The following is a 20,654-nucleotide window of genomic DNA, read 5'->3' as shown; positions in this document are numbered from 1 at the left end:
TAAGCGATGATCTCACGTGGAAAACGGAAGCCCTTCAGGCGCGGCAGACTGGTTGGTATTTGCATGGAGTACGCCATAGCCCGATTAGTCCAGCCAGACAATTTGGCAATGCCCTCCCGGAAGGTCGCGCCATTGCGCCCCGGTCCGGGCGATCCAGAACACGGCTTCCGGAAACAAGCGTGCGTCACCGCCTGTCCGCCCCGGATCCGACTTCTTGCCCAGACAGTGCGGCTCGATCTTCCCCCATTGTCGATCCGTGATGATGTAACGATCAGTCGGCATCCAAACCTCCCCTTTGGGAAGTTTGAATCAGAATTCAAAGAACTTGGGAATCCTGATACTCAACAGGCCCTAGCTGAACTTGCATGTATGCTTCGGATAGGTTGTTGTCCCGGGCAACCGGTAGCGCATGGGACTAGAGTAAAATGTATTTCTTCATCCGCGATTTTGGTCAACACAGCATGGAATTCGTCGACGCCTTAAATGACGACATGTCCAGACGCTTCGTGTTGCGCCCATTTCACAACAGCTATGTGCGGGATGTCGCTGAAGGAGATGGGAAGCTCTTTTGTCTGGCAGATTACCGCTATGATCATGAGCAACAAACTCATTCTACTCAACTGGCCGTTTTCAATGTTGCGGCAGGTGAAGAAGGGCAGCGCTTAGTCCTGCCTTTTCAAGCATACACCGTTACTTATCTGGCAAAAAATAACCTCCTCGCTGTTCAGTTTATGGATCGTGATATCTCTTTTCTGAAGGCGGATACATTAGGGGTTATTTGGCGAACGGAACCACTCGTTGCGCCTGAGCTCAGGAAACAGTGGTGGTTCGGTTGGCGTGCGGTTGCGCGAGAGTATCGCGAAATATCGCCTGACACGCGCCCTTATCCACCGGGATGTGCTTATGTTAGGGGGCGTCTCTTTGAAGATGCGGACGGGCAAATTTGGGGGATCGGTTCGTCACATTCGGGAGATAGAAAAAACCATGAGATTCTTGGGACAAGCGCCGGCTTTTTCTCGTTCGACGTGGCCGCGCAAAAGCAATTCTATCACCCGATCGAGTTTTCTGCATGGGGTGCTCCGGCGTTGATGGCTCCCAGTCCGAACGGGCGCATAGCTGTCAGGCCAGCGCCTCAATCGGAACTGGGGGCCGCATATGACGCAGGCCATGATCCTTCCATATATGTCTGGATGATAGGGCACCAGAGCCTGGATTTATGGACCGTTTCCGATCAGAAACCGATCACCAGACTGCATGTATCCGATACGCCTGTGAGCAAATATGTTGGTCAAGACAGCAGAGAAACAGAAAACCATCTACGGCGTTTAGCTGCCTGGACTCAAAAAACCCGCGATAGGTACCGGATGCCGACCAGCAAACCACCAGGTGTCGAGAACCTGGGGGATGGCTTTGATGCGCTGCGTGACTTGCGCGTACTACTCGGAAAAAAATTGGAAGTACATTGGGAAGAAAATAGCGAGGCCGTTTGGGTTGCGACCCGGTATAGTTTGCGCAGGATAACTGTCGATGGTCGGCGGGGCCCATTGTTGATTTTTGATCGATTTCTCAATGATGAACATCGGCAGATCTTGGATAAAAGACCACCGGGAACCGACCTAGGTGTTGGTGAGGTCTACCCCGCGGTAACAATGCCTTTGATCAAAACCCTACGGACAAGCAAAACGAAGGTAGAGGTCAATTTCTATGGCAACATCATCAGTTTTCCCAAAAGTCTCGCCATGTCAGATGCACCGTCTTTATTGCTGACAGACGATTTGATCAGTGTGACCAGCATTCCAGACCTCACAGCCAAAGACATTGCGCCCCACATCCCAGGCCTGATCTGGGTCAAGTCATGGGAGCAGGATGATGTTGCGACAGGTTTGCAGAGTTTGGCCGATATTCTTCGCCGGGACATATTCAGCCTGACGGCTCGAGGGATCAGCCTCGTCTTTCAGGTGCAGTCCAGTTTTCTCGGTGAAAAACAATTCGTGCAGAAACTATCCGAAAAGGACCTCGATGTCGTCAAAGAAGCCAAAGACGTAATCGACGCTTGGGGCGCTGCTCTACGACAGCACTGCCTTGTGTTTTCTGGGAACGATGAGGGCGCAGGGCCTTTAAGTTATCTCTTGGAATATGTTGCTGAACGCAATTCCGAATGCTCTCAACAACTCCGCGATTACTGCCTGTTGCGCGACGGGGAGCACGAAAGCTACTCACGCGACACCGTGCTCAGGTCGTATCTGGATCGGATGGAGTTCGCGCGTCCTGACGTCTGTCGTTTGGCAATCTTGCACGCCCTGCTGTTCGGACGTGATGGTCGGTTTGTCGTGGATGAGGGCCAGCAGGTATCAGATTGGGTCCACACTGGCCTCCTGAACAAAGCGCGAGAAAAATTGCAACCTCAAGACTTTGCTCATTTTGTACTGACCGAACTGGCTGAGTTCGAAGCACAACCCGATGTATTTGCCGCCTTCGGTACGCACTCAGAAGCAGCTGCAAACGCTAAAGAAAACCTTTTGTTACAACTCAAGGATAGTGATTGGGACGACGCGTGTAGGGCTATTCTGCTTGGCCGGGATACATCCCAATAGAGCGGTAATACGTATGCGCCGGTTCCGGCCCATTGAGTTTTCACTTGCGGTCGTGGACGACCCGTCTGGGTGACATATTCGCCTTCGTGAGCGCTCAGAATGAGCTCACTGGGGACTCCTGGATGAGCTCATTGTGAGGGGATGTGGGTCTCAGCGTAGGCCCATGGCATCAACGCATCGATGTCCTTGTCGAGATGGCCATTGGCGAGCCTGGTGAAGAGATTACGCAGGTAGCCATAGGGTTCAACGCCGTTCATCTTGCAGGATCCGATCAGGCTGGCGAAGCGCGCCCAAGAACGGCCACCCTCATCGTGCCCGGAAAAAAGCGCGTTGCGGCGGTTCATGGCCGGGCTGCGGATGGCGTTCTCGACCAAGTTGGAGTCCATGTCGACATGGCCATCCTCGAGGAAGAGCCGGAAGCCATGCTGGCGCCGCAGCATGTATGCGAGCGCCTCACCGAGGTCGGATTTCCGCGAGACGCGTGCGGCTTGGGCGGCCAGCCAAGCGAAGAACTGATCTACCAACGGTCGCGACAGGTCCTGACGGACGGCACGGCGATGATCTGGGGCTGACCCGCGGATCGCGTCTTCGATCTTGTAGAGCGCCGCGATGCGCACCAGCGCCTCGTCGACGATGGGCGAGCCCTTTTTCGGCTTGGCCTTGATCAGCTTTCGCCGTCCGTGGGCCCAGCAGAAAGCCAACCGCAAGGGATCAACGCACGCTCAATCGGTGAGGTATTCAACGCGGCCACTGGGGCGAGTTTTTCAACGGAATAAGCTGGGATCGGTCCTTGCTCACTGTGGAGTGAACGGCAGCAAGATCCGATAAGCGGGGGGAAACCTTAACAACCGTAAAGCCATCCAAATGGACGCCCATTTTGCCGTCTCGCTCCAAAATCCAACACCTTCGCGCAGAATGGTCGGAGGTGGCCGGCGCCGCGCTTACATGTATCCGTAAAACGAGCGTTTTTGGACAAGAGCGTTCCATCGAAGGCATGCTTTCCAGACTGGCAGGAGAGTTCGCATCTCTCCAAATTCAAGTAATTCGCCGACCTACCTCGTCTTTGACGGTAATGCGACGTAAGCCCCCGCCAAAATCAGGGTTCCCGCGGCGAGGAAGGTCCCGCTTGGCACTTCGGCGAAGAACAGGAATCCGAATGCGACTGCCCAAATGACAGAGATATACTCAAAGGGGGCCAACGCTACGGCTCCGGCGTGGCGGAAGGACAGCGTCATCAGAATGTGCGCGATGCCGCCCGCGAGACCTGTGCATATCAAAAGACCCCCTGTAGCGGGACCCGGCCAGACCCAGCCCATGGGCAGCGTCCCAAGCCCCCCCAGCGCTGAGGTCACCGCGAACCAGAATGCGATCGCGCCGGCACCTTCGCCCGCGAGCGTTAGTTTACGGACCTGGACCAATGCGCCAGCGGTCAGAGCAGCCGTGACCAGGCCAAGTCCCAGTCCCAACGCGGCGCCATCAGACAATGCGCCGACTGAGGCAAAAGCTGGCAGGCAAAACACAGCACCGCCTGACAGACCGAGCGCGATGCTAGCGACCCTGCGTGTTGTAAGTCTCTCCCCTAAATACGCCCAGCCGAGCAGCGCCAGCATCACCGGTGCCAAGTATGACAGCATTGTCGCCTCGGCCAATGGCAGCAGTCGGATGGTGGCGAATGATGTAAACATCGCCGTCGCCCCAAGGAGGCATCGCACGACATGACCCACCCGATGACGCGTGACCAATCCACGGGGCCAGTCGCCGCACCACCACAAAAAGCCAACAAGGGGCATTAGGGCAAATATCGACCGAAAGAATACGACTTGTCCGAGAGGAACGACATCTCCGAGGGCTTTGATGCAGACACCCATCGTGGCGAACGCCAGCGTCGACAGGATTCGAAGCAGGATACCAAGGCGTTCGTTTAACACAGGAAGCGCAGCAACAGTCACCGGTCGGGCCTTTCGGTGTAGCAGGATACGTCAGACACCGGGCCGGTTCTGAGAGGGTCAGTACCGGTGGAGCCTGATTGGAAAACCGTCCAGCCGGTCATTGTGCCCTGAAACGTATATGGGGACTTCCGGTCAATGAGCATTCCACGTCAGCCTCTACCTTGAAAACGTCGCGCAAAAGCTGTTGCGTCAACACGGCTTCGGGGGTCCCGCAGGCACGGACTGTTCCTCCGTCCAGTACCACAATTCGGTCGCAGAACATGGCGGCAAGATTAAGGTCATGCAGGGCAATCACGCTTGTCAGTTCGAGATCGCGGATCACGCGCAAGATCTCGATCTGGTGGTGAATGTCGAGGTGGTTCGTCGGCTCGTCAAGGAACATCACTTGCGGGGTCTGTGCCAGCGCCCGCGCTATGTGGACTCGCTGACGCTCGCCACCCGAGAGAGTTTGCCAACCTTGCGCTATGTGACCGTTCATATTCACGCGCTCCAGCGCGGCAAGCACGACGGCCCTGTCCGTCTCCGTCCAACCCGAAAGCGCCGAGCGATGCGGTGTCCGGCCGAGCCGCACCACGTCGCGCACCGAAAGATTGGTATCTGTTGTCGTGTCCTGCTGTACGAAAGCCACTTGGCGGGCCAGCGCGCGACGTGGCACGCGGGCGATGTCTTGCCCCAGGATTTCGACCTGTCCTGACTGCGGCTGTTTCAGCCCCGCCAGCAACCGCAACAGCGATGACTTGCCCGACCCGTTCGGTCCGATCAGGCCCAGTGTCTCCCCCTTCGCCACTGTAAGAGAGACACTATCCACGATCGTCTTCTGGCGCACGCCCCAGACCAGATCTTTTGCCACGATGGTCATTGCTGCGGTTTTGCCCGGTAGAGGATTATGGCGAAGAACGGCACGCCGACCATTGCGGTCACGACGCCGATGGGGATGGTCTGCTGGTCAGCCACCACGCGTGAGGCGATGTCGGCCAATACCAGAAAGATGGCCCCGATCGCCGCAGAGGCGGGGAGCAGGCGCAGGTGCAAGGGGCCGACCAAATAGCGCGCGGCATGCGGCACCACGAGGCCCACAAATCCGATTGTCCCGACCATGCTGACGATCGTGGCTGTCACCATCGCCGTCACGCCGAACAGGATCAGACGGATGCGCGCCACCGGCACGCCAAGGGCCGCCGCATCTTCGTCGCCAAAGGTGAAGGCATCCAGAGACCGCGCCATCAGCAGGCAGATTACAAGGCCCAGAAACACCACGATGACCAGAAGTTGAAAGTCCGGCCAGCGCACACCGCCGAAGCTGCCCAGAAGCCAAAACATCACATCGCGTGCTTGCTGGGCATTGCCCGACGTCGTGACGATATAGGCGGTCAGTGCGTTGAACAGCTGTGATGCCGCGACCCCCGCTAGGATGGTGTGATTTGGCCCGCTCGTGGCGCCGTTCGACAGCAGTGCAACCATCCCGAAGGCGCAAAAAGCGCCCGCAAAGGCGCCTAACGACAATGATACGCTTCCCGCCCCGATGCCGAGGACGATCACAGCAACCGCCCCAGTGGATGCGCCAGCTGACACCCCCAGGACAAAGGGTTCAGCCAGCGCATTCCGCAACAGCGCCTGCAGGATCACGCCGCAAATCGCTAAACCTGCCCCTGCGAGTGCTGCGACCAGGGCTCGGCTCAGTCGCAGGTCCCACACGACGCTTTGTTCGATCGGCGGGATGTCAGCGTGTGTCAGACCCAGCCCATTGGTGACCGCAAGAAATACAGTGTCTACCCCGATGCTGTAGTCGCCAATCGCGGCCGCAAGTGCCACCGAGACGACAAGTACGATCATGGAAATGCCGAGAAGAATGGCAAGCCATCCTGCCCCGGCCTCGTTGCGGTCCGCGATCTTCATTCAAGGTCAAAGGTTTTGAGCTGCTCGGCCAGTTGCTCTGCGCCGTAAATCGTATCGATCGAAGGGTTCATCGACGCGCCACTGATGACCGCAATCCTACCTGCTTTCACCGCTTCCATCTGGCTGACTGCTGGATCCGACTTCAGAAAATCGATCTTGTTCTGAGCGTCGTCGAGGCCCCAACGGGCTCGGTCAACTTGTGCCGCGACGATGACCGTAGGGTTCGTGGCCATGATGCCTTCCCAGCCAAGAGCGGGCCATTCTGCTTCGGTCTTCAGCGCGTTCGATCCCCCGAGCAGATCGGCGATGTAGGCCGAAGGACCATTGCCTCCGGTCAGATAGGCATCGTCGGCGGGGGAGGGGGAGGAGAACCAGAACAGGAATGTCAGATCGTCGCGCTTGGCGAACTCGGCGCGCAATTTGGCCTCGCGCCTTTTGAAGTCAGCGATCAGCGCCTGCCCTCGATCCTGCACATCAAAGATACGCGCAAGGTCGTCGATTTCCTGATACAGCAGGTCCATCGTCCAAAGATTCTTCCGAATGCCATAGACACCCGTCGCCTTGCTGCCACTCGTATTTTGCGTGTCCGCCTCGGTGGTGCAAGCACTCGGCGACAGATACGTCGCTATCCCGAGCTTCTCGAAATCCTCGCGCTTTGCCACTTTGCTGTCGGGGCCCATCAACGTCACGATCATCGCCGCGACGAAATCAGGCTGCTTGGAAAGAACCGATTCCAGGGTCGGGAATTCTACGGTCAGAACGTCGACCTTAGCGTTGGCCGCCTCCAGTTCGGGCAGTACCTTGTTTGGCCAAAAGGCAGTGCCCACCATCCTTTCCTCCAAACCCAACAGGAACATGATCTCGGCACTGTTTTGGCCGAGGGCAACTGTGCGTTCAGGAGCCTTGGCAAAAGTGACCTCCTGTCCGCAATTCTGGATCTTGAGAGGATAGGCTGTTGGCTCGGCCAGCGCGGCTGTGGCAATCCGAGCACCCGGCCTGTCTGCCACCGCATTTCAGAAACTGCATCAGGATCCGGTTGCGGCCTTCCCCCCACGCCGCTTCCTTGCGCAGACCCTTGGTGACGTCGCTAAACGGGCCGGACAAAAGAAGGAGCGTATCGCAGCCCTGATGGACCAATTTGCGCTAAGATCCGAGCTGTTGACCCGACGTCCGGCTGATGTTTCGGGCGGAGAGCTGCAGCGTCTCTCGATCCTGCGACTGATGCTGGTCAAGCCCCGGTTCATATTTGCTGACGAACCGACGTCTAGGCTGGATCCCGTCACGCAAAAACAGGTGATCGACCTACTGCATGATCTGGCACGGGATGAAGGCACCGCTATTCTGCTGGTCAGCCATGACCCCGCATTGATCCGCCACACATCGGATTCCTTCTTAGACTGGGCCGCGTTACGCGCTCTGGCCGCTTGATCATCATACTGGCATCACGGCCTGCAAACATGACGGAGTACTTTTGTACTCCCGATACCCCGTGATCTGGAAGCTCGTAAATTGTACGTTTTATGGACAATATGGGCCCTTTCGATTTGCTGGCATACAGTGAGGATCGTTCGTCTTTATTTATCGACCAGACCACAGGCATCGACGAATAGGGTCAAAAGCTGATGCAATTGCCGTTAATAAAGTGCGGCTCACATTTTTTCCAAACACTTAAAATTCCGGAATTTTCCTCACCCCGCGGGCGACATATCTTACGTTACGATAACTAATTTGCCGAACAGGCCGCGCGCCTCGGATTTTCCCATTGCCGCGGCTGCTTCGTTCAGCGGGAAGGTTGCCGCGATCATCGGTTTGATCGCACCTGTCGCGAGTCGGGCCATCACCTTTGTCATATCCTCGCAGCGAAGTTTTTTTGCCGCTGCCGCACCGGTCGTCATGCCTTGTCAGAAGTCATAGAACATCGCACGCCTGCCGTTCGGCAACGTCGACCAGAGTGCAAGCGTGGCGAGCAGTTTTAGGAACCGCTGCAAAAGTGCCGTCTTCTTGTCGAGGTCCGCTACAATGCCGTAGACAACCTGGATATCGATTGCGGTTTTGATCACGATGCTCATGGCCCAGTTCTCTAAGGGTTTCGCCTGCGCCGCCGCTCTTGCTGAGTGGCGGTCTGCATCGGACTGGATGTCGCTTTAGGCAACGGCACGCAGGCTGGACTTGGAACCGTTGCCCTTGAGGCCATCAAGAAAGGACAGGAGCTTCGGCGCGACAATTTCGGGCATTTCGGTATGGGGGTAATGCCCGGCACCCTCGACGATGATGGTCTCCGCCTTCAGCTGGCCGGCAAGCATACGCGCTTCCTCGACTGCATCGGCAAAATCCGGGTCCTTGGTGCCCATAACGATCAGTGCGGGGACGGTCGTTTTGCCGAGGATGGCTGCAGTATCGGCCTTGGAGAGTGAGATCATCGCCTTGAGAGCATCTATGCGTCCGGGTTCGTGCAGGTTCCGGGTGATTTCGGCCCTCACTGCAGCATGGTCGGCGGGCTTGACGGTCGGGAACAGGGTGTTCCAGTACATGGTCCAGAACCCGACCTTCCAAGGGCCGGAAAATCCGATCTTGAGAGACAGCTTCTGGAGGAAGGAGGCCTCGAGATCGCGCACGATCGGGCCCAGCAGCACGACGCCGTTGACGCTCTCCGCTGCATCCTGCGCAGCCCAGAGCGCCGATCCGGCGGCGAAGGAGTTGCCCATGATCGTGGCCGGTCCGACACGGAGGTGCTTGAGAACGGCCACTGCGTCCTGGCCTACGGCACGGGCCGAGTAGTCGCGCCACGTGGCGGAGGTTTCACCGAAGCCACGGGCATCCATGGTGATGACGCGGTAGCCGGCCTGCTGCAGGACCGGGCGGAGCATCCGGTACTCCGAGCGCAGATCGCCCATGCCGGGAATGGCGAGGATGGCGGGGCCGTTGTCGCCGGTATCCTCGAACGCGACACGGCCGCCCTCGGTGGTGATGAACTGGGTCTGTATGCTGGTGATTGTCATGATTGGTTTCTCCTGATTGGTAGACCGCCGTGCTGGGCCGCGATCTTGCTATTGACCTCACCAAGGTAGCTGTCATATTTCTGGATGATAATTGGCCAATAAACGATAGGGCCATTCCGAAAATGAATAGTCTTGACTGGGCGCTGCTCCGTTCGTTCCTCGCCGTCGTCGAGGGAGGCTCGCTTTCGACCGCAGCCAGAAACATCGGCTCCACCCAGCCGACTTTGAGCCGTCACATCCGCGAGCTGGAGACAGCGCTCGGCGTGATCCTCTTCACCCGCTCGGCGCAGGGGCTGGACCCGACACATGCGGCACTGGGCCTCGTCGAAGACGCCCGCACCATGGGCGCGGCTGCCGAGGCGCTGAACCTGAAGGCGCAGGGACGGTCGCAGCAATTGCAGGGCACGGTGCGGATCACCGCGTCAGTGATCGCCGCCAATCTGATACTGCCTCCGATGCTCGCGGCGCTGCGGCAAGCTGAACAGAGCATTCAGATCGAGATCGTCGCCTCCGACACGAACCAGAATCTTCTGCGTCGTGACGCCGATATCGCCATCCGCATGGCCAAACCGACGCAAAACGCGCTGATCGCCCGCAAACTTGGTGACACACCGCTTGGCCTGTTTGCCACGCGCAGCTACTTCGACCGGTACGGTCGGATCACGTCGAAGGACGATCTGCGCCACCACGACCTGATTGGCCTCGATCGCAATGATTTCCTGGTTCGGGCCTTCGCGACCTATGGCATCGACCTGACGCGTGAAGAGTTCTCGATCCGGACCGATGACGTCATGATGAATTGGAATTTGCTGCTTGCCGGTGCCGGCGTCGGCGTCGGTCAGCTCGTCCTCGCCAGGCGCAACGACCAACTTGAGCAGGCAGAATGCATCAAACTGAGTGCATTGCCCGTGTGGTTGGTGATGAGCGAGGACGTCCGCAGCAATGCCCGCATCCGCCGTGTAGCCGATTTCCTGTCGGCTGAGATCAGTAACCTGTTAAGCAAATAGCGCGAGATAGTCGCGTTATAATTGCGGAGGATAGGGCCGGAACACCCCGTAAAACATCCGGATATCAATCCACTGAGGGGGGTAGTGCCTCGCGAAGCAACAGTCCGACAGAGTCGGAGACGGGCTTAATTGAAACTGTATCCGCGATCATCTTACGGTGCGAGATGCGCGTCGAGAAAACCGGTGATCTCCGCAAAGATCTCCAGCGTTTCAGGCGCCACAGGATCGAAGAGATACTGCTCGTGGGAGAAGGCCTCGAAGATCTGTATGTTCGCCTCGACACCCGCTTGTCGAAGCGCCCGCTGGGTCCGCACAGTATCCGACAGCAGCAAGTCGCGCGTGCCGGTAATGAGCAGCGTCGGCGGGAATCCCGCAAAATTGCCATAGATCGGTGAGACGCCCGGTACGGTCAGTGCGGTGTCGCCCGCATAGATGCGCGCCGCGTCCGATAGAAACCCATCATAGCTTACTAGGACGTTGTCCACGCCCTCATTGACGGAAAGGCTGTCGCCGCTTCCGGTCAGGTCCACCCATGGGGTATTCACGGCCACGGCGGCAGGAACCGGCAGGCCTTCGGCCACGAGCCGCTGCGTCATCGCCACGATCAGCGCGCCGCCGGCTGAGGTGCCGGTGAACGCGACCTGTTCGGGTTCATGATGCTCCAGCACGGCTTCCCATGCGGCGGCATCGTCGTCCAGCGCCGCAGGGTAGGGGGCTTCAGGGGCCATGCTGTAGTCGAACGCCAGCACGCGGTATCCTCCATAGGCCGCCATCAGTGTCGCCTCAAAGGTCCCGGATGCGCCGCTTCCGAAGACGTAGGCTCCGCCATGCGCATTCACGATCAGCTGCCCTTCATGCGCGGCAGGAATTGTCTCGGGCGTCAGGATGTAAGCGTTGACGCCGCCCATTTCGACCTGCTTCATAGTTACGCCCAGACTCTCGCGAAGATCAGCCAGCACCACCTCTATCTGCTCCACGGACCCGGCCTCATAGGCTTTCCAGACATCAGCCGATGCTGGATGTTCGTTCCAGAACGCCAGCCAGAACGGCTGCGCGATCAACGCCCTTCCGGCTTTGCTGAGGCCTTCCGGTGTAGGGATGATGCGGGCAGGAACATCACGCGGGCCTATGTCGGTCTCCTGCGCCGAGAGGGTGGATGCGGAACACGAGATCAGGATGGCGGTCATGGCGCTTGGTCTGGATGTGAAACAGGTCATCGATATCTTCATTGATGTCTGGAGACGTCTTTCCATCCATCAGATGCTTCGAACAATACGTGACCTTATCAGGGTATGCCCCCTCACAGCCTCCGCCCGGAAGTCCCTAATCCGTCGATCCGGCTACCAGCCGCTCGATCCGCGAAGCCATGTCCCGCGATGCAGGCGTGTAGATCATCAGGCCTAGGTCCGGATGGCCGTCGACGGTGAACGACGAATATTCCAAAGTCAGCGGCCCGAGGGTACCCGTGACGATGTTCTTGTACCCTTCGCCGTAGGACGCGACCTCGTTGTCTTGCCACATCGCCCCGAACTCGGGACTTGCCTCGGAGAGCTGTGCCACCAGCTCCTTGGTGGCCTGCGAAGCGCCTGCTCGCGCGACGTCGGCCCGGAAGGCGGCGACCATGAAGCGGGCTTCCTGCTCCCAGTCCAGCATCCCGTTACGGATATGGGGGTCGGTGAAGAAGATGCGCAGAATGTTGCGCTCGCCCGGCTCCATCGCGGAATAGTCGCTCAGGATCAGCGTTGCGGCCCTGTTCCAAGCGACGACATCCCAGATCGCGGAGCGAATGACTGCGGGACTGGACACGAATGAATCGAGAACGCGCTGGAGCTGTTCAGAGATTGCTTCTGGCACGGTATACTTCGCCTTGGGGGGCCGATCCTGAGCGATCAGGAAAAGATGTTCCCGCTCGCCCGGGGTCAGGACGAGGGCGCGCGAAATACGGTCGAGCACGTCGGCCGATGGTGCGCCGCCACGGCCCTGTTCGAGCCATGTGTACCAAGTCGAACTGACATTGGCACGCAGCGCGACCTCCTCGCGACGCAGCCCCGGCGTGCGCCGGCGCGCCAGTGGAAAACCGAACGCCGCCGGGTCGAGCTTGCTGCGACGATCCTTGAGATAACTGCCAAGCCTGTTTTTCTCGTCACGCGCCATGGTCGGCAGCCTCCTCTTGATACCGGTATAATATACCGCCTTATCAAATGATTTCCAGCGAGTGTTAGGCATCGAACACGCAAGGAATACAGTTTGCGTGACCTACCTGAAGCTTTCGAATGGCATTATCCGATGACCCCGGCCACCGACGTCGCGGGCGTGCTCGCGGCGTTTGCCACGGTGCAGATCGCTGTCTGGCTTGTCCGTATAGCGGGGTAAGGATCATACCGGGATACGATCACGGCTCCTGTTGTGTAAATTGGGGGCTATTTGAGTAGCGAACGGTTTCAAGGAGACAAACCATGACGGATACACTTCAGATGGCCGCCTGGCAGCCCGCGCCCGGCGCACCGCTGAGCGTCAAGGCGGTCGACGAGACAACACCCGGCGAGAACGAGATCGCGGTGCGCAATGCCGCACTTGCCATCAATCCGGCCGACTGGATTCTTCAGGCGCAGCCTGTCGGCGATTGGATGCAATATCCGATGATCCTCGGCAACGACGTTGCGGGAGAGGTTGTCGCCATAGGCCCCGGCGTCACGCGGTTCGCCGTAGGCGACCGGGTGCTGGGTCAGGCGGTCGGCTGCTGGACAAATACTCCGGCGAAAGGCGGTTTCCAGACCCGTACAATTCTGGACGCTAACTTGGCTTCTCCGATCCCGGACGGCATGACGTATACCGACGCCTGCGTTTTGCCTCTCGGTATCGGCACTGCCGCCTGCGGTCTGTTCCAGACCGACCAGCTTGGACTGAACCACCCGCGCATAGGGGCGGGCAAGACCGGCTTGGCGGTCCTGGTCTGGGGCGGTGCGTCCAGCGTCGGCTCTTGCGCGATCCAGCTCGCGGTCGCTGCGGGCTACGATGTCGTCACCACGGCCTCGCCAAAGAACGCCGAAGCGTTGAAGGCCTTGGGTGCACGTGTGGTGATCGACTATCACCGCTGCGATGTTGTCGGTGCGGTTGTTGCCGCGTTCGACGGCTATAATCTTGCCGGGGCCATATTCACAGTCGGCGAGACCGGACCGTGCTATGACGCCGTCAGCCGCCTTAAAGGGAACCGCACCGTCACCTCGACGCTGCCCATCCCGGAGGATAAGCCGGAGACCGTCACAGCAAAGCAGATTTTCGGGCTGACGCTGAGGGATAACGAGGTGGGGAAAGCGATCTACGAGGAGTATTTGCCGGCGGCTCTCAGAGATGGCAATCTCAAACCTGCTCCGGCGGCGCGCATCGTTGGTGACGGCCTCGACGCGCTACAGGCAGCGCTCGATACGCAGAAAGCAGGCGTCTCTGCTGAGAAGATCGTCGTCACGTTGCGTTGACGTTTGATCGTCCGGCGCTGATCGCTCAATCACTGCTCCTGTCAGACTTCAATCAAAATTGACATTCCTGTCACGTCGCTGGCCCAGACCTTAGATATTTATCATCCTGCCCCAGATAACGTTACTCACAAGGCCGCATCGGCACGGAATAAGACAACCATGGCCGTAGGTTCACGCCCTGGCTCGGAGAGACAGGGCGCGGGCCAATCGGACAGGGAGGATGGGCCGGGACGTTGCGGGCTCCAGCCGGTTCGCCGGCTGGAGCCTAGAGCTCGATGAGCTCGCACCCACTCGCTCTTCCGGCCATTTTCAAGCTCTTAGCAAGTGGCCCCCCGCAGATGATGCGATCGAGGCCCTGAATGCTTCCCCAGCAGTGCGGGGCGAGGCGACCAATTTTTGCGTGATCAATCACCAATGTGCGCTCGCGGGCACAACACGAAATGGCCTGACGGGCGCGAATCTCATCGAGATTGAAATCAAGCAGGTCGCCTGTCTCTGAAACGCCTCCAACAGAAAAAACCGCATGATCGAACCGAAGGCCGCCGAAAAACTCGCTGCTTTCGGCGCCGATCAGGTCGAGATCCCGCAGGCGCACTTTTCCTCCGGCCAAGAGAATGGTGATATGTTCCGCCATTCGCAAAGCAAGGACCACATGAATATTATTGGTCGCGACGGTCAGTCCTTCGTGCCCGACAAGGGCGCGCGCAACTGCCTCGATCGTGGTGCCGGTTCCTAGGGCAACGGTGGCACCGTTCGGTATCATTTTGGCAACTGCTGCCGCGATCCTGTTCTTTTCATCTCGCGAGACGGCCAGCCGAGGTTGATAATCTATATTATCGCTAGCCGCCGCCAGCATTGCACCGCCATGACGACGCCGGACAATCCGCAGCTCATCCAAGGCGCGCAGGTCTGCGCGAAGCGTCTGAACCGTCACGTCCAGCATTTCGGCCAAGGCAGAGGCAGACAGCTCTCCATAGCTCGACAACAGGTTAACAATAAGATCCCGGCGCCGCTCTGTTTCGCTAGGTAGCATTTTCGATCGAACCCTCATTTCTCCACGGCAAGCTTACAGATGCCCTTTTAGAAAGCCAATAAAATTGGCAATTATTCTAATCTTTAGTTCGTAATATTACTGTCACGTGCAGGAGTTAGGAAGCCGATAGGAGCGTCGAATCGATGATTTGATCTTTCGAACGAAAATTAACTCTATCAGGAGAATCTGATGTCCCGTTCCCTTTTGGCTGCTACCCTTGCACTGGCTCTGCCGTCCCTTACAACCGCTGAAACACTGACGCTCTATACGTCCCAACCCAATGCAGACGCCCAGCAGACCGTGGATGCCTTCATGGCAGCCAATCCTGAAATCGAAGTCGATTGGGTCCGCGATGGCACAACCAAACTGATGGCTCGCGTCGCTGCCGAGATCGAAGCGGGCCAGCCGCAAGCCGATGTCTTGCTGATCGCAGATACAGTGACACTTGAAGGCTTGGCGCAGGCGGGTCAGCTTGCGGCTTACAGCTCGCCTGAAGATGCGGCATACGATGTGTCGCTTTATAGCGCCGATGGGTACTACCATTCGACCAAGCTGATCACTACGGGCATCGTCTACAACACCGGTGCGCAGATCGTGCCGACATCTTGGGCCGACCTTGCCAAGCCGGAAATGGCAAATCTTGTCGCGATGCCGTCGCCGCTCTATTCTGGCGCCGCCTTGATCCATCTCGCCACCCTTACCGGAACCGATGGTCTGGGCTGGGACTACTACAAGGCCCTTGCGGCCAATAACACCCGCGCAGAAGGGGGCAATGGCGGGACCTTCAAAGCCGTCGCTTCGGGTGAAAAGCCTTACGGCGTGCTTGTCGACTTTATGGCGGTGCGGGCCAAGGCGGACGGATCACCCATCGCATTCGTGTTTCCCGAAGAGGGCGTATCCTACGTGACCGAACCGGTCGCCATCATGGCGGGTACCGAGCATATGGGCGCTGCGCAGAAATTCGTCGATTTCGTCCTGAGCGAAGAGGGCCAGAACCTTGTTGTTAATATGGGGTACATCCCTGCGCGCAACGGCGTGGCCAGCCCCGAAGGTTTCCCGACGCGCGATGAGATTAAGCTGATGGATTTCGATGCCGCCCAGGCTCTAGCCGACACGGATGCCAACAAGGCGCGTTTCGCCGAGGTGTTTGGCGTTCAATGACAAAGACGTTCTTCGCCAAAGGCAGCAGCCGGTCCCTCGACCGGCTGCTGCCTCTTATTCTGCTGCCCGTTGCGCTGATCGCGCTTGGCCCGGTTGTACGGCTTCTGCTTGAGGGGATCGGATTTGGCGATGGATTTACCACAGACCATCTCACCAAGGTCCTTACGCGCCCGTCGACCGGCACGGCGTTGATGAATTCGCTGGTCACTGCGGGTGGCGGAACCCTATTATCGGTGCTGATCGGGGCGACATTTGCCTTTCTCGTCGCGCTTACGGATATTAGGGGCAAGGGAGCTTTGGTCTTTTGCCTCATGGTTCCGATGATGATTCCGCCGCAGATCACCGCGCTGGCGTGGATGCAGATGGCGGGTCCGTCTTCGACGCTGCTGAAACTGCTGGGGCTGGCCCCGCCGCTTGGCAGCCCGCAGCCACTTCATTCTCCCGGTGGCATCATTCTGCTCCTTGGCATTCAACATGCGTCTCTGGTTTTTCTGACACTGCGCGCTGGACTTCGGATGATACCGGCCGATCTGGTCGAAGCAGCGCGGATGTCTGGGGCTGGCTCCTTACGTGTCTGGGCGCAAATCGTGCTGCCGCTTTCGATGCCAGCGCTGATTGCGGGGGGCGCGATGGCCTTTGTTACGGCTTTGGGGAATTTCGGCATTCCCGCGATGCTTGGCATTCCGGCGGGCTACGCGACCCTGCCAACTCTTATCTACCAGCGTCTTGTCGGCATGGGCCCCTCTGTCCTGCCGGAAGTTGCCGTTCTGTCGCTTCTGATCGGAGCGATTGCGATCATGGGCGTTCTGTTCAGCCGATCCGTCCTGTCACGCAAAGGTTTTGGGCTTGTCGGGTTGTCCGGAACACCGCTTGCGCTCTCGCTTGGACGTGTACGGGGTGCGGTCGAAATGGCCCTCTGGGCATTCATCTTTGTTATCCTTGCCCTGCCTTTATTTGCGCTGCTGGCGACATCCCTTATCCCCGCATATGGCGTGCCGCTGACATTCAACACCGCGACCTTTGACGCTTGGAAGGAAGTGCTGCTCATCCAGCCGGGCACGCGCCGCGCCTATGGCAACTCTCTGATGCTTGCGACCTCTGCCGCTACCATCCTGCTGCTCATCAGCCTGCCTCTGGCCTGGCTTATACAACGCCGGCCCAACCGGCTGAGCCGCATTCTGGACGCGCTCATTGACCTGCCCTATGCCTTGCCGGGTGTCGTGCTGTCGATTGCCTGCATCCTGACTTTCCTGAACCTGCCGTTCACGGAACTCACGCTTTACGGTACGATATGGATCATCCTGCTGGCTTACCTGGCCCGGTTCTTCGTGGTCATGTTGCGCCCGATCCAGGCCAGTATCGCGCAACTTGACCCGGCCATGGAAGAGGCCGCTGCCAGCGTCGGTGCGCGGTTGGGGCGGCGTCTGCGCGATGTTGTTCTTCCACTCGCAGCACCGTCCGCAGCCGCGGGTGCGATCCTCGTTTTCCTGACTGCGGTCAACGAACTTACCGTATCGGCGCTGCTCTGGTCATCAGGGACGGAAACGCTTGGCGTCGTGATCTACAATCTCGAAGACAGTGGCGAAACCGTCATGGCCTCGGCCTTGGCGATGTCGATTGTGCTTCTCATCGTTCTGCTCATGGGGCTGGTTCAGGCCGGGGCAAAGCGTCTTCCAAAAGGTGTCATCCCATGGCAGAGCTGATCTTTTCCAACCTTTCCAAACAATTCGACGGTGCGCCAGCGCTGGATCGCATCAACGCGCAGATCAAGTCTGGGGAATTCGTGGCGTTGCTGGGACCCTCGGGTTGCGGCAAGACAACACTGTTGCGTCTGACCGCAGGCTTTGAACACCCAAGCGCGGGCGAGATCCGGATCGGGGGACAGAGTGTTGCCGGTGGCGGCCAGTTCGTACCCCCCGAGGAGCGCGGGATCGGCATCGTTTTCCAATCCTATGCACTTTGGCCACACAAGAGCGTGTCCGCAAACGTGTCCTACCCGCTGGAGGTGCGGCGCGTCCCTCGTGTGGAACGTCAGGCGCGCGTGAACGAAGCGCTGTCATTGACGGGCCTCAGCGATTTTGCACAGCGCATGCCTGCGCAGCTGTCCGGTGGCCAGCGCCAGCGCGTCGCCCTTGCACGCTGTCTGGTGTTCGATCCGCGTGCCGTTCTGCTGGATGAGCCGCTTGCCAATCTTGATCTGGCTCTACGCGCGTCCATGCACGAGGTGTTTTCCATGTTCCACCGCCGGACTGGGGCGACCATGCTTTACGTCACCCATGATCAGGGTGAGGCGCTGGCGCTGGCCGATCGAGTCGCGGTGATGGAATCCGGAAAAATCCGGCAATTCGCCGCCCCCGAAGTGCTGTATCGCGAACCGGTCGATTGTTTCGTTGCAGGGTTTGTCGGGGACGGCGCCGTCGTATCTGTGCGGCCAACCGGGCAGGTCGACAGAAACGGGCTGATGCTGAAAGTGCTTGGGCAGGAGGTTCTGTCGCGCAGTGCGACGGCAGAGCCCAGCCATGTGAGCATCCGGCCCGAGTCGATCACGCTTAGCGATGATGCACCTCTGCGCGCACGTGTCACCGGCTGCACCTATCTTGGAGGTCGCTTCCGTCTGTCTTTGGATGCGGCGGGAGAAACGCTGGTGGCTTTTGCCCGCCAGCGGGCCACGATCGGCGAAACTGTCGGAATCAAGCTGCAGGATCTCTGGGCGTTTCGCGACCCCGACGGCACAGTACTGATGGAAAAGGTGCTTGCATATGCGTGACGACAGCTATCTCACCACAGCCTGGATCGAGGTTCTCTCTGGGCTTGGCGAAAAGGGACCGGCCTGCATACGTCTTTGGACTGGGCGCGCATTGTGGGTGCTGGACGTCGGTATTGGCCCCGAAGCCACCTCGCCGTTCAATCCAGCCTGGCTTGAGGGTGCAGAGCGCGTGTTCATAACCCATGATCACATCGACCACATCGGTGGCGCCGCGTATGCGGTAACGGCCGGCCTGACGATACATTGCACTGCACAGACCGCTCGTGCCCTGCCGCCAGGCAGCGATGTCACCGTTCTCCCAGAAAGCGGCCGCACCGTCATCGACGACGTGACCGTCACAACCGGGCGCAACGGTCACGCTCTGGGCGGGGTCTGGCTGCATTTCGATCTGGGGGGCGGACTGTTCTTTTCCGGGGACTGGTCCGAGGAAAGCACATGGTTCGCCTTTGACCCGCCACCTCCTGCACAGACCGCCCTGATCGATTCCTCATATCATCTGGATGATGTCCGGCAGGTGCAGCGCGCCGCAGCGCTTGACCAGATGCTTGTTGAAAATGGAGGACGGCAGATCCTTTTTCCTGTGCCGCCCTCCGGGCGCGCTGGTGAACTGGCGCTGCATCTGATGCGCCACGGAGAGGTCACAGTTGATGACACCTGCAGGCTGGCCATCAAACGGGCACTGCAAAGCGGTAGTCTGAGCCGCATGGCAGACCAGCTTTTTCCACTTCTGGATCGCGGGTTTGATCCGACGGCACGCTTTCTGATTTGCGACACACCGAATGCAGATGCGGGTACGGCCGCGCAGCTCGTAAGGGACTGGCATGATACTGATCGACTGGGTCACGAGGCGATGGTTCTCTTCACTGGGCACATGACGGCCCATGCCCGCGTCATTGCGGCCGAGGGCGGGCAGTTCTTGCGCTGGAACGTGCATCCGCCCCTGTCCGATCAGATCGCAATGGTGCGCCGCCTTGGGGCACGCCGTTATGCGCCTCTGTTCTGTTCTCAACCTGAAGACTACTTGCTGGAGCCTCGCTTTCAGGCAGAGCTTTTGCTGAACGGGAGGTGCATATTATGAAGCTGCCCGACCTCGCTTTTGTTATGATCCGCCATGGACAAACCGATGCCAATCGTGATCAGCGCATCGCTGGCAAGACAGAGGCACGATTGACTGAATTGGGCCTTCATTCGGCCCGCGCGCTATCGGACTGGGCGTGGCCTTCGGACGACATTTTGCTGTTCTCCAGCCCTCAGCAGCGGGCGCAGGCCACGGCGCGTCTGGCGTTTCCGGGCTACACATCCATCCTTCTGGAGGGATTGCGTGAACGCGACTGGGGTCTTTTCGAGGGCCGCCCTGTCAGCGAGATTCCACCACGCGATCAGACGCCGAGTACGGGCGAACCATGGTCAGACATGCTTGACCGCGTTTGTGATGCCATCACGGAGGCGCAAAAACGCTCGGCGGGGAAAACACCGGTCTGTGTCGCGCATTCCGGCGTCATTCGGGCGGTACGCCAGTTGACCGGCGGGTCCGCAGATGGCCCGTCACCTGCCAACACCACACCCTACCTTTTTACGCCCCGCCCAGAGGGCTGGCACGAACTCCTGCTCGACAAGAAAGACACACAATGGATTTCGTGATTTTCAACGTCGACTGCACCTTGTCTGAAATCTGACACTGACGGCGTGGGCCATCCTGTCCAAGGTGTCCAGGTCCGTATCGCAGTCATGAACGGCTACACTGCGCTCGGCATACCCATCACGGAAACCGT

At 58.9% G+C, this 20,654-nt stretch carries 21 protein-coding genes and 1 pseudogene; 10 read left to right on the top strand and 12 right to left on the bottom strand.

Features of this window, described 5'->3' with window-relative positions:
* Positions 1–84 precede the first annotated feature (84 nt).
* On the bottom strand, positions 85–282 hold the full coding sequence (locus tag P775_RS25695; protein WP_218967770.1) for a transposase: 198 nt from the start codon (positions 280–282) through the stop codon (positions 85–87).
* Positions 283–425: 143 nt separating this feature from the next.
* On the opposite strand from P775_RS25695, the gene P775_RS25690 reads away from it, so the two are divergent.
* On the top strand, positions 426–2,594 hold the full coding sequence (locus P775_RS25690) for a hypothetical protein (RefSeq protein ID WP_099913649.1): 2,169 nt from the start codon (positions 426–428) through the stop codon (positions 2,592–2,594).
* A 128-nt stretch (positions 2,595–2,722) separates the two neighbouring features.
* Here the strand turns inward: P775_RS25690 and tnpC are convergent.
* From tnpC to P775_RS25665, 5 genes and pseudogenes are all read right to left on the bottom strand, one after another.
* Positions 2,723–3,307: pseudogene (gene tnpC / locus P775_RS25685) on the bottom strand (IS66 family transposase); the annotation flags it as partial.
* Between the two features lie 339 nt (positions 3,308–3,646).
* Entirely contained in the window at positions 3,647–4,543 is an 897-nt protein-coding gene (locus P775_RS25680) for a DMT family transporter (protein ID WP_245875865.1), read from the bottom strand.
* Between the two features lie 97 nt (positions 4,544–4,640).
* A complete protein-coding gene (locus tag P775_RS25675) occupies positions 4,641–5,402 on the bottom strand; it encodes an ABC transporter ATP-binding protein (RefSeq protein ID WP_099913648.1) in 762 nt (253 codons plus the stop codon).
* Positions 5,399–6,439, bottom strand: coding sequence for a FecCD family ABC transporter permease (locus P775_RS25670; RefSeq protein WP_099913647.1), 1,041 nt, complete (start codon positions 6,437–6,439; stop codon positions 5,399–5,401). Before P775_RS25670 ends, P775_RS25675 begins: the two co-directional genes overlap by 4 nt.
* On the bottom strand, positions 6,436–7,446 hold the full coding sequence (locus tag P775_RS25665) for an ABC transporter substrate-binding protein (protein WP_099913646.1): 1,011 nt from the start codon (positions 7,444–7,446) through the stop codon (positions 6,436–6,438). Before P775_RS25665 ends, P775_RS25670 begins: the two co-directional genes overlap by 4 nt.
* Here P775_RS25665 and P775_RS25660 point away from each other — a divergent pair.
* Entirely contained in the window at positions 7,415–7,867 is a 453-nt protein-coding gene (locus tag P775_RS25660; protein WP_099913645.1) for an ATP-binding cassette domain-containing protein, read from the top strand. The two genes, P775_RS25665 and P775_RS25660, sit on opposite strands and share 32 nt — an antisense overlap.
* A gap of 281 nt (positions 7,868–8,148) precedes the next feature.
* On the opposite strand, the gene P775_RS25655 is transcribed toward P775_RS25660, so the two are convergent.
* The 3 genes from P775_RS25655 to P775_RS25650 form a co-directional block, all read right to left on the bottom strand.
* The gene (locus P775_RS25655) at positions 8,149–8,289 is read right to left on the bottom strand and encodes a zinc-binding dehydrogenase (RefSeq protein ID WP_281256130.1); all 141 of its coding nucleotides are present in this window, start codon (positions 8,287–8,289) and stop codon (positions 8,149–8,151) included.
* 51 nt (positions 8,290–8,340) lie between these two features.
* Positions 8,341–8,508 (bottom strand): hypothetical protein, encoded by a 168-nt coding sequence (locus P775_RS28310; protein WP_180287590.1) that lies wholly within the window; start codon positions 8,506–8,508, stop codon positions 8,341–8,343.
* A gap of 75 nt (positions 8,509–8,583) precedes the next feature.
* Positions 8,584–9,438, bottom strand: a complete 855-nt coding sequence (locus P775_RS25650; RefSeq protein ID WP_099913643.1) for an alpha/beta fold hydrolase — start codon at positions 9,436–9,438, stop codon at positions 8,584–8,586.
* A gap of 122 nt (positions 9,439–9,560) precedes the next feature.
* On the opposite strand from P775_RS25650, the gene P775_RS25645 reads away from it, so the two are divergent.
* Positions 9,561–10,445 (top strand): LysR family transcriptional regulator, encoded by an 885-nt coding sequence (locus P775_RS25645; protein WP_099913642.1) that lies wholly within the window; start codon positions 9,561–9,563, stop codon positions 10,443–10,445.
* Between the two features lie 152 nt (positions 10,446–10,597).
* On the opposite strand, the gene P775_RS25640 is transcribed toward P775_RS25645, so the two are convergent.
* Entirely contained in the window at positions 10,598–11,662 is a 1,065-nt protein-coding gene (locus tag P775_RS25640; RefSeq protein WP_180287589.1) for an alpha/beta hydrolase fold domain-containing protein, read from the bottom strand.
* A 106-nt stretch (positions 11,663–11,768) separates the two neighbouring features.
* Positions 11,769–12,599 (bottom strand): helix-turn-helix transcriptional regulator, encoded by an 831-nt coding sequence (locus tag P775_RS25635; RefSeq protein WP_099913640.1) that lies wholly within the window; start codon positions 12,597–12,599, stop codon positions 11,769–11,771.
* Positions 12,600–12,692: 93 nt separating this feature from the next.
* Between P775_RS25635 and P775_RS29525 the strand changes: the two genes are divergently transcribed.
* Complete coding sequence (locus P775_RS29525; RefSeq protein WP_281256129.1) at positions 12,693–12,818, top strand: hypothetical protein; 126 nt, start codon at positions 12,693–12,695, stop codon at positions 12,816–12,818.
* A gap of 83 nt (positions 12,819–12,901) precedes the next feature.
* Positions 12,902–13,921, top strand: a complete 1,020-nt coding sequence (locus P775_RS25630) for a zinc-binding alcohol dehydrogenase family protein (protein ID WP_099913639.1) — start codon at positions 12,902–12,904, stop codon at positions 13,919–13,921.
* Between the two features lie 265 nt (positions 13,922–14,186).
* On the opposite strand, the gene P775_RS25625 is transcribed toward P775_RS25630, so the two are convergent.
* Positions 14,187–14,954, bottom strand: coding sequence for a DeoR/GlpR family DNA-binding transcription regulator (locus P775_RS25625; RefSeq protein WP_099913638.1), 768 nt, complete (start codon positions 14,952–14,954; stop codon positions 14,187–14,189).
* A 189-nt stretch (positions 14,955–15,143) separates the two neighbouring features.
* On the opposite strand from P775_RS25625, the gene P775_RS25620 reads away from it, so the two are divergent.
* From P775_RS25620 to P775_RS25600, 5 genes are read left to right on the top strand one after another with little or no spacing between them, the layout of a single operon-like run.
* Positions 15,144–16,115 carry an ABC transporter substrate-binding protein gene (locus P775_RS25620; protein WP_099913637.1) on the top strand — a complete coding sequence of 324 codons (972 nt, stop codon included), beginning with the start codon at positions 15,144–15,146 and terminating at the stop codon, positions 16,113–16,115.
* Positions 16,112–17,818 (top strand): ABC transporter permease, encoded by a 1,707-nt coding sequence (locus P775_RS25615; RefSeq protein WP_099913636.1) that lies wholly within the window; start codon positions 16,112–16,114, stop codon positions 17,816–17,818. The genes P775_RS25620 and P775_RS25615 overlap by 4 nt, the downstream gene beginning before the upstream one ends.
* Complete coding sequence (locus tag P775_RS25610; RefSeq protein WP_099913635.1) at positions 17,806–18,882, top strand: ABC transporter ATP-binding protein; 1,077 nt, start codon at positions 17,806–17,808, stop codon at positions 18,880–18,882. The genes P775_RS25615 and P775_RS25610 overlap by 13 nt, the downstream gene beginning before the upstream one ends.
* Complete coding sequence (locus P775_RS25605) at positions 18,875–19,960, top strand: MBL fold metallo-hydrolase (protein ID WP_180287588.1); 1,086 nt, start codon at positions 18,875–18,877, stop codon at positions 19,958–19,960. The genes P775_RS25610 and P775_RS25605 overlap by 8 nt, the downstream gene beginning before the upstream one ends.
* Complete coding sequence (locus tag P775_RS25600) at positions 19,957–20,523, top strand: histidine phosphatase family protein (RefSeq protein ID WP_099913634.1); 567 nt, start codon at positions 19,957–19,959, stop codon at positions 20,521–20,523. Before P775_RS25605 ends, P775_RS25600 begins: the two co-directional genes overlap by 4 nt.
* Positions 20,524–20,654: the final 131 nt, after the last annotated feature.

It is taken from the genome of Puniceibacterium antarcticum (genome assembly GCF_002760615.1).
Classification (GTDB): domain Bacteria; phylum Pseudomonadota; class Alphaproteobacteria; order Rhodobacterales; family Rhodobacteraceae; genus Puniceibacterium; species Puniceibacterium antarcticum.
Note: the sequence above shows the minus strand (reverse complement) of the source record. Positions and strands in the feature narration are given on the sequence as shown.